This window comes from Candidatus Latescibacter sp. (genome assembly GCA_030692375.1).
Classification (GTDB): Bacteria; Latescibacterota; Latescibacteria; order Latescibacterales; family Latescibacteraceae; genus JAUYCD01.
In genome coordinates this window covers 1-8,985 of the sequence record JAUYCD010000191.1, presented here as the reverse complement: position 1 = coordinate 8,985, position 8,985 = coordinate 1, and the positions used below count along the sequence as shown (strand labels likewise).

Annotated in this window: 7 protein-coding genes and 1 pseudogene; 1 reads left to right on the top strand and 7 read right to left on the bottom strand. The window is 50.8% G+C overall.

Annotation, left to right across the window (positions count from 1 at the left end):
- Window positions 1-375 precede the first annotated feature (375 nt).
- On the top strand, window positions 376-513 hold the full coding sequence (locus tag Q8O92_11475) for a hypothetical protein (GenBank protein MDP2983936.1): 138 nt from the start codon (window positions 376-378) through the stop codon (window positions 511-513).
- A gap of 20 nt (window positions 514-533) precedes the next feature.
- Here the strand turns inward: Q8O92_11475 and ispE are convergent, their stop codons facing one another.
- From ispE to folD, 7 genes and pseudogenes are all read right to left on the bottom strand, one after another.
- A complete protein-coding gene (gene ispE, locus Q8O92_11470; protein ID MDP2983935.1) occupies window positions 534-1,436 on the bottom strand; it encodes a 4-(cytidine 5'-diphospho)-2-C-methyl-D-erythritol kinase in 903 nt (300 codons plus the stop codon).
- A gap of 9 nt (window positions 1,437-1,445) precedes the next feature.
- Entirely contained in the window at window positions 1,446-2,204 is a 759-nt protein-coding gene (gene cdaA, locus Q8O92_11465) for a diadenylate cyclase CdaA (protein MDP2983934.1), read from the bottom strand.
- A complete protein-coding gene (gene folP, locus Q8O92_11460) occupies window positions 2,191-3,036 on the bottom strand; it encodes a dihydropteroate synthase (protein ID MDP2983933.1) in 846 nt (281 codons plus the stop codon). Before folP ends, cdaA begins: the two co-directional genes overlap by 14 nt.
- On the bottom strand, window positions 3,033-3,593 hold the full coding sequence (gene folE / locus Q8O92_11455; protein ID MDP2983932.1) for a GTP cyclohydrolase I FolE: 561 nt from the start codon (window positions 3,591-3,593) through the stop codon (window positions 3,033-3,035). Before folE ends, folP begins: the two co-directional genes overlap by 4 nt.
- A 655-nt stretch (window positions 3,594-4,248) precedes the next feature.
- A pseudogene (gene ftsH / locus Q8O92_11450) lies at window positions 4,249-6,204 on the bottom strand (ATP-dependent zinc metalloprotease FtsH).
- Window positions 6,205-6,331: 127 nt separating this feature from the next.
- Window positions 6,332-7,699, bottom strand: coding sequence for a tRNA lysidine(34) synthetase TilS (gene tilS / locus Q8O92_11445; GenBank protein ID MDP2983931.1), 1,368 nt, complete (start codon window positions 7,697-7,699; stop codon window positions 6,332-6,334).
- A gap of 39 nt (window positions 7,700-7,738) precedes the next feature.
- Window positions 7,739-8,626 carry a bifunctional methylenetetrahydrofolate dehydrogenase/methenyltetrahydrofolate cyclohydrolase FolD gene (gene folD / locus Q8O92_11440; protein ID MDP2983930.1) on the bottom strand — a complete coding sequence of 296 codons (888 nt, stop codon included), beginning with the start codon at window positions 8,624-8,626 and terminating at the stop codon, window positions 7,739-7,741.
- Between the last annotated feature and the right edge of the window lie 359 nt (window positions 8,627-8,985).

The window sequence follows — 8,985 nt, the reverse complement described above, 5'->3', positions numbered from 1 at the left end:
GACCGGCGACCGTTCGCAGGGCGGGCCGACAGCTCCGGCGATGGGGCTCTGTTTGGTCAGTGTGGACTATAAAGAAGAAAAAAGTGAAAAAGTGACAGAGTGAGCCTTTTGCAAAAGTCGAGATTGTTTGACACAGCCCCCTTCCTGTCCTTCGGACATCCTTCCCCCTGGAGGGGGCAGGAACACTGTGGAGCAACGACTTCCCTTGCCCCATTCAGGGGGAAAGGGATTGAGGGATAGGGGGCTGTAGTTAAAAAAACTCGTTTTCTATTTACATATAACACGACTTTTGCAAAAGCCTCGAGAATCATTCTATTACTGAATCGGATGCACGCGAACATATCAAGAATATGGACGCCATGCGGAAAAACTACATTGAACGCTTCTTCAGCGCGCAGGGAAGTAAGGAGAAAATTCGATCGTCCGAAAAGAGCAGTGGCTGCGGCGGATACCATAAAAGAAAGAGTCGGACGATGTCATGCCGAACTTGTTGCCGCTTCGCGGGAACGATGAAACCGTTTCGGCATCTATTATTAATCGCCGGAGCAATTACCTGGGGCGGCGAACGTTTCGAACAACAGCGGTGGGCTTGCCTTCACAGTAAACACGCTCCACTGTTCGTTCCGGAACTTCCCGGCGCACCTGCAGGCTTCGTGCTCATTCTCAAAGATCCCGACCATTGAAGAACCGCTGCCGGTCAAGAGGGATGCACGAGCACCCTGCGCCAGCATGCCGGTTTTTATCTCACCGAGGACGGGGTATTCCGGCAGCACTATTGATTCGAAGTCATTGACCAACACACGGAAGAGTTCATCCTTCCGAAGCGTTCCCGCCTGTAATTGCCCTATCATCCCGAAGAAGGAGTCGCTGTTTCCGGAAAATCCCTTCAGAGAACGATAAGCCCATTCTGTTGAAACTGCGAAACCGGGATATACTATGACATAGGTAAAATCGAATGGCCAATCAATTGGAGCAATGCGCTCCCCTCTTCCGGTTACCGCAGCCGTGCCTCCCTTGAGAAGAAAGGGCACATCGGAACCCAGTTTCGCCGACATTTCTTCCATCGCTGTGACAGACAGCGAATGAGCATGGTAGAAACGCCTGAGGCCGCGCAGAGCCGCTGCGGCATCCGCGGAACCTCCGCCGAGACCGGCGCCAAGTGGAATTCTCTTGTTCAACTGGAAGTGAGCGCGGGTATTGATACCCAGGAATGCGGTAAACACCTTTTCGGCTCTCAGTATCAGATTATCCTCTCCCTGCGGAACATCGGGCCCGCTGCTTTCAAGGCCTGGAGTTTCCTTATCCGAAATATACAGTGTATCATGGACATGTACAGTCTGGAAAAGGGAGAGGATATCATGGTATCCATCATCTCTTTTCCTCAGGATTTTCAAACCGAGATTAATTTTGGCGTACGCTTTTTCTGTTACAACCATCACGCCGCCTCAGTGCAAAAGAGAGAGCAGATTGTTACGAAGTTCGGCGGGGGAGAGATTTCTGATCAATCTGCCATCGATGGCCAGTGAAATCTGACGGGTTTCTTCACTTACTACGACCACGATGGCATCGGTTTCTTCCGTTATGCCGACTGCCGCACGGTGTCTGGAGCCGAGGGCGCGGTCGATCGTCCGTGAATCTGAAAGAGGAAGCAGGCAGTTGGCGGCGGCCAGGCGATTTCCGCGGATGACAACAGCCAGATCGTGAAGCGGGGTGTTCGGGGTAAAAATAGTGGTAAGCAGCTGGTAGGAAAGCTGTGAATTTAAAGAAGTTCCCGTTTCAACCACCGATCCGAGCTGATTGTCGCGGGTAATCACCAAAAGAGCGCCGAATTGTTTTTCCGAGAGCATCCGCGCAGCTGTGACGATCTCTTCGACCGCTTTCTGTTCTGCCGGGCGCTCAAGCAACCCCATCCCTCTCCATTGCCCGATATGGATGAGAAAGTGCCGGAGTTCGGGGGCGAAAATTACCACGATGCCGATAAGCCATGCCCCGCTGAAAAAACTGATGAGGGCGTTGAGCGCCTTCAGGTGCGCCCATGCCGCCATGTATGAGGCGCCGATGAGAATCAACAGGCCGAGGATGAGCTGCTTGGCCCTCGTATCCTTAATCCGCTGATAGACAATATAAAAGAATATGGAGACAATAGTCACATCGACTATATCGAGGAGCCTTATAGGAAAAAAACCGATTTTAAACAGTTCCATACTGTTCCCCGAGGGCAGCGGCCATGGCGCAGACCTGCCGCATGGCTTTAACACTATGAACCCTTTGTATCTCCACTCCCTGGAACACACACCAGGCGGTGAGAGCAGCGGTTCCCCAGTCTCTCTCCTCCAGGGGCGCGCCGGTGATAAGTTCGATCATTTTTTTACGGGAAGCGCCGATGAGTATGGGGCAACCGGTCTCATGGAACCGGCCGATCTGCCGCAGAATGCTGAGATTATGCTCCACAGTCTTCCCGAAACCGATACCCGGATCAACGAAAATTCTACTTCGTGGAATATCGCACTCCACGGCATACGAGATTCTATCGTGGAAGAACTGCAGGATTTCTTCCACTACATTCTTATAATGAGGCGACTTTTGCATGGTGCGCGGATTCCCGGCCATATGCATCAGCACCACCGGACAACCGTACGAGCAGACCACATCCGCCATACGCGGGTCGAAGCTCAAGGCGGATATATCATTGACCATGGAAGCGCCGAGTCCAAGCGCCCGTTCTGCCACTGCCGCCCTGGTTGTGTCGATGGAAACCGGAATAGAAATACGCGGCATGATCGCTTCCAGAACAGGAGTCACCCTGGCCAACTCATCCTCAATGCTTACCGGTTCGGCGCCGGGCCTGGAAGATTCGCCTCCGATGTCCAGAATATCTGCACCATCTTCCTGTATTTCCAGCGCCCTTGCCGTCGCGCGCTCTGCATCAAAGTATTTTCCGCCGTCGGAAAAGGAATCCGGAGTAACATTCAGAATGCCCATAAGAAGGGGATGTCTGCCATCATATTTTCTATCGCTTATTTCAAATTCCATCATCGCGCCTGCATGATCAGGCTGTATGCTTCTGCCCGTGAGGGCGCGGTTCGCATGATGCCCCGAATGGCCGAGGTCAGCACCTTCGAGCCGGGTTTTTTCACTCCCCGGATTGTCATGCACATGTGCTCGGCCTCGATGACCACCATAACCCCTTTCGGGTGTATGGCGTCTATGATGTAATCGGCAATTTCTGTAGTCATACGTTCCTGAAGCTGCGGCCGCTTGGAAAGCAGATCAACCACCCTCCCCAGCGAAGAAAATCCCACAATCTTATTGGAATCGGGGACATAGGCAATATGCACTTTGCCAAAGAAGGGCAGGAGGTGATGCTCGCACATCGAGGTAAATGAGACATCACGGAGGATAATCATCTCGTCATGGTTCGGTGTAGTGAAAACACGGAGCTCCTCGCGCGGATTTTTTTGCAGACTGGAAAAGAATTCAGTGTAGAATTCAGCTACACGGTCGGGAGTTTCGACAAGTCCTTCCCGGTTTGGATCCTCTCCGATTCCTTCGAGCAAAAGAAGCACCCCTGCCTTGATTTTTTCCCTGTCCATTTTACAATCCACTTTCAGGTAAAAGATCAACCGGATCATCTAAAACGAAGGGCAACGACACTGAAGAAGATTGAGGTTTATATCCTCTATCCCTGGGATGTTCTGTGCCTTTGCCCTTTTTCCTTACTTAATTGATCTCACGGATTTTCTGAGCCGGAGCTTTCCGTATAACTCTCCGTCGTCCTCCTGTTTTCAGGCGAATCATGCGGGTACGGCGGGTTTTAGAAATGGAATCCTGATTCTTATCGGAAAGCGAAGCATCCGATCCCTTTTTGGGACCGCCCCTTGTATTCCTGGGAGCGGAACGTTTAAGTTTCCCGGGTAGAGATTCAACGCTTTGAATCTCTCCATTTTCGGGAACTGTTTCAGAATGCTGTTGAACCGGTACAGCGTGCTGTACCTCTACAGTTTCCTGTATAATAGTCGTAATTGCATGTACCGGAATGTCTTTTTGTGGTTCGTTGTTTGTTTCGGTGCTTGCGGCCATCACATCCTGTTCATGGGGTTTTTCCGCTGTGGCAACCTGGCGTTTGCTCCTTGACCGCGGGTTCCGTCTTTTACGGTTCGGATTTTTCTGAACCGGCGCCTCCTTTGGGAGAGCTTCCGGTGCAATGAGTTCGATTTCCGGCTTTCCCTTAAGAGGTTTATCACCATTAAGGATTATATCAATCTCATCGCCGGCCAGTACCTCTTTTTTAAGGAGTTCGGCGGTCAGCGCTTCCAGTTTATCGGTATGCTCGAATACAATCGCTTCCGCCTGCTGCTGGGCAGTTTCCATGTACTTGCGGATCTCCTGATCGATCGCAATCGCGGTCTGTTCGGAATAATCCTTATGAGTGGCTATCTCACGGCCTAAAAAAATCTCGCTATCCTTCTTGCCAAAGGTGAGCGGCCCGAGTCTCTTGCTCATTCCCCATTCGCATACCATCTTACGGGCCATGTTGGTGGCGCGTTCGATGTCGTTTGCGGCGCCGTTGGTGATGTCGCCGAATTTGATCATTTCAGCCGCACGGCCGCCGAGGAGAACTGTCAACTGGGTCATGCAGAATTTTACCGACCAGTTGTGACGCTCGTCCTGGGGCAGGAAATGGGTCAATCCCAATGCCCGTCCGCGAGCGATGATGGAGACTTTATGGACCGGGTCGGCGCCGATAATGAATTTTGAAACCAGCACATGTCCGGCTTCATGATAAGCGGTGAGACGTTTCTCATCCTCGGTGATCACCAGCGTTTTTCGCGCGGCGCCCATCATTACCTTGTCTTTTGCCTCCTCGAAATCAGAGATGGTGACCTTCTTTCGGTTTAACCGGGCGGCAAGGAGGGCTGCCTCGTTCACTACATTGGCGAGATCGGCGCCGGTCATACCCGGCGTCCCCTTGGCGATTTTTTCCAGATCAACCTTCAGGTCAATCTGGATTCTTTTAGCATGGACTTTCAGAATCGCTTCGCGGGCTTTGACATCCGGCCAGTCCACCACAATCTGACGGTCGAATCTTCCCGGACGGAGGAGCGCCGGGTCCAAAACATCCGGGCGGTTGGTAGCGGCCAGGAGAATAACTCCTTCATTCGATTCGAAGCCGTCCATCTCTACCAGGAGCTGGTTCAGAGTTTGCTCGCGCTCATCATGACCGCCGCCGATACCTGCGCCGCGCTGTCGGCCTACGGCATCGATCTCATCGATGAAAAGGATGCAGGGGGCATTGCTCTTTCCCTGCTCGAAGAGGTCTCTGACCCTTGATGCACCGACACCGACAAACATTTCAACAAAGTCTGAGCCGCTCATGCTGAAGAACGGCACGCCTGCTTCACCGGCGACAGCGCGGGCCAGGAGAGTCTTTCCGGTACCCGGAGGTCCTACCAGAAGCGCACCTTTGGGGATTTTCCCGCCCAGGCGCTGGAATTTACGGGGATCCTTGAGGAAATCAATGATCTCCTGAAGTTCCTCTTTGGCTTCTTCAACACCGGCGACATCGGCAAAAGTAGCTTTGGTAGTGTTTTCGGCGAAGAGCTTGGCTTTCGATTTTCCGAACGTGAAGACGCCTTTGGGACCGCCCTGCATTTGCCTTAGAATAAACAGCCACACACCAATGATCAGCACCCAGGGCAGAATGGAAACAAGGATGTTTACCCAGGTCTTTTCCGGCTCGATGCTGACTTCTATTCCCTGGCCGACAAGCCCTTTCAAAAATGCCTGGTCGAAAGTCCCAACCTGGGTAACAATGCCGTCATAATTATTGACATCACCCGGTTTGCCGAGTTTCATTGGCTCGGAAAGCTTGGCTTCCAGGTTGCCGCCCTCGCGGATTTTTATTTTGATAATCTTTTTTGTAGCGACGAGACTGTCAAACTGGGTATAGCTTACCTTTGCGTAATTAGCCGTCTGGGAATTCATCTGTTTCCACAGGAATACTCCGAGCAGGACCAGGAGAAAGAGGAACGCAATGCGATGCCCGAATGACCATCCGGATTTACCTCCCGATTTACCGGAAGGAGGAGAACCCGGTGTGGGTCTCTTTTTTCGTAACAGGTCGCGTCTGTCCGGACGCGATTTTGGATCATTAGGCTTTTCCGGATCATCCTGAGGATAATACGGTTTTTCTTTCTGAAACATGGTTTTGTCAATTTCCTTTTTTTTTATGTTGTCAAATAACTGTTGTTCCGAAATCCCGCTGTCGGTTATTGCTGCCGGAACAACCGGTTCAATTCCGTGATGAGTGATCACCTGCCGGAAAGGGAGTTCATCTCCACAACGGCCCATCATGGTAGCTCATGTGCAGTACTTTTTCGTATTCTCCATGGATTCGTAAACATTCCGATGATTTCAGACCGGGTATCCACACCGGAACTGCTCCGGCGCGTACCACCGGAAATGATTCCCTTAACACCTGGGGAATGGAAACGGCGGAGAAGATATCATATATTTTGACGGGTCTCTGCATCCCGAAAGGGATCATGTATTCCCCTTTTTTTGCAGGGCCAATGGTCATAGGACCATACTTCCTGACCATCTCCGGTTTGACCAGAACGGCGTTTCTCCCGTCAACGTTCACATAAGCGGATACTTCTCTGACCGTGATGCAGCCATCCTGCGGAATTTGTGTTTCACCGGGCATGGCCAGTGGAAGGGGATCGTACTGCTGAGAAAACCTGACAAAAACTGCTCTATCCTTTGCTGTTCCTAAACGAATCCGGGAAGAGACATCCATTATCCCGGACTGTTCGAGAGACAGGTAATCCAGGATACGCTCGATTTCTCCCATGTCTGTGTCCCGGCCGCCTCCTTCCAAAACCCCAAGGCAATGTCTTACTATCCGCTGTTGCAATGCCTGATGATAACGCATCAATACCGGTTTATCAAGGAGTATTTTACCGGAACAGGCAAAGAAACAACACCGCTCGAAGGACTCAAGCATTTTCCCGTGAAGATATTCTTCCTGTACCCGTGAAAGCTCCGCCAGCCGGGTAAGTGCGCCGGTCATATTCGGGGAAAACCGGTTTTTCAACAGGGGAAGCAATTCGTGACGGATTCTGTTCCGGAAAAAAGCGGGATCACTGTTAGATGAATCTTCGCGATATCCAATACCAAGTTCATGCAGATACGTGCGGGCATCGTCACGAGACCGGTCGAGGAGCGGATGAATCCATATATTATCGCGTACAGGAAGAATCCCCGCAAGACCGGATGGTCCCGTTCCCCGGATTATGCGCTGGAGAACTGTTTCAGCCAGGTCGTCGCTGGTATGACCGGTGGCAATCTTCGAGAGGTTTCGTTCCCGGGCGACCGTTTCAAGAAACATTTGACGGGCCTTACGGGCGGCGGACTCCAGCGATTCCCCTTTTTTTCTCAACTCTCCTAAAGCGAGCCTCGATACAGTCAGATGAACTTTCAAACGGTCACATAATTCCCGCGTGAATGTTTCATCTTCATCGGATTCAGGTCCACGGAGGGAATGATTGAGGTGCGCCGCTTCGAGAGTGAAACCGAGAATACCCCTAATTCTCGTCAGGCATGAGAGCAGAGCCACCGAATCACCTCCGCCGGACAGGGCTGCAAGGACCCTGTCTCCTCCGGAAAGGAGCCGGTGACGGTTGCAGTATTCAACCACTCTCTTTTCAAATTCACTCATTATCGGGCAGATGTGCAATCACCTGGCTTGTTCGTGGAACCGTAAAGCCGACTGGATGGTATTGTGCATGAGCATGGTGATGGTCATCGGACCGACGCCACCGGGAACCGGGGTAATCGCCGATGCCTTTTTAGAAACCGCTTCGAAATCCACATCTCCGACCAGCCGCTTTCCGCTGATATGAGAAGGGTCATCGATCCAGTTCATTCCCACATCGATAACCACTACCCCCTCTTTGACCATGTCCGCGGTGACCAGATGCGGTTTGCCGGTCGCGGCCACCAGAATATCGGCCTGAAGGGTGTAATCGGCAATGTTCTTTGTGGCGGAATGACATACCGTGACAATGGCATTCGCTCCCTTCGATTTCTGGAGCATGATATTTGCCAGAGGCTTTCCTACAATATTTGAACGCCCGAGTATCACCATATGTTTCCCTTTTGTTTCGATCCCGCTGCGTTCCAAAAGAATTTTACAGCCATGGGGAGTGCAGGGGAGAAATGCAGGCTGGCCGATCACCATTTTCCCCACATTAACCGGATGGAAACCATCCACATCTTTGTCGGGGTCGACTTTCATGATCATCTTTCCCTCATCGATGTGAGCAGGAAGAGGGAGTTGAACTAAAATCCCGTGAATGCGCCTGTCGTTGTTTAAATCATCCACCAGGGCGATAAGATCACCTTCAGAGGTCGAAGCGGGAAGCCGGTAAACATCGGAATATATTCCTATTCGCTCGCAGGCTTTTTCCTTGTTGCGAACATAGGTTTTTGAGGCCGGATTATCTCCGACAAGGATGGCCGCAAGACCCGGTATAATGCCTTTAATCTTTAATTCGGCCACCTGAGCTTTCATCTCCTCCTGCATTTCCAGGGCGATAGCTTTGCCGTCAATAATTTTTGCCATGGCTTACTGTCCTTTCAAAAATTTTTCTTTTCATCAACATAACTTAATTTAAAACTGTTTTCGAATTTTATCAAGGCCATTTCCAAACATATTTTTTCTGCAATTCCTTGAATTTCTTTATTCCGTGAGAGAGATCCACATAAACTTTAGGTTACTTTGCCAATCTTACGCATGTGTTCGTCTTCATTAAGACTGAATTAAAATTAAAATCCTTTTAATATAATCCGGTTATGTCATTTGGCCCGAATTATGCATGAAAACAGTATTTTAGTCTCTGTGAGTGTAAAATACAGCCCCCTAAATCCCCCGAATGGGGACTTAAAAGACTGCAAGACAAGGCATAATCGGTTATTTTTTAA

What these genes read in the sequence shown, in the direction of transcription:
- ispE (MDP2983935.1), bottom strand. Translation starts at nt 1,436, where the DNA reads ATGGTTGTAACAGAAAAAGCGTACGCCAAAATTAATCTCGGTTTGAAA.
- cdaA (MDP2983934.1), bottom strand. Translation starts at nt 2,204, where the DNA reads ATGGAACTGTTTAAAATCGGTTTTTTTCCTATAAGGCTCCTCGATATA.
- folP (MDP2983933.1), bottom strand. Translation starts at nt 3,036, where the DNA reads ATGATGGAATTTGAAATAAGCGATAGAAAATATGATGGCAGACATCCC.
- folE (MDP2983932.1), bottom strand. Translation starts at nt 3,593, where the DNA reads ATGGACAGGGAAAAAATCAAGGCAGGGGTGCTTCTTTTGCTCGAAGGA.
- folD (MDP2983930.1), bottom strand. Translation starts at nt 8,626, where the DNA reads ATGGCAAAAATTATTGACGGCAAAGCTATCGCCCTGGAAATGCAGGAG.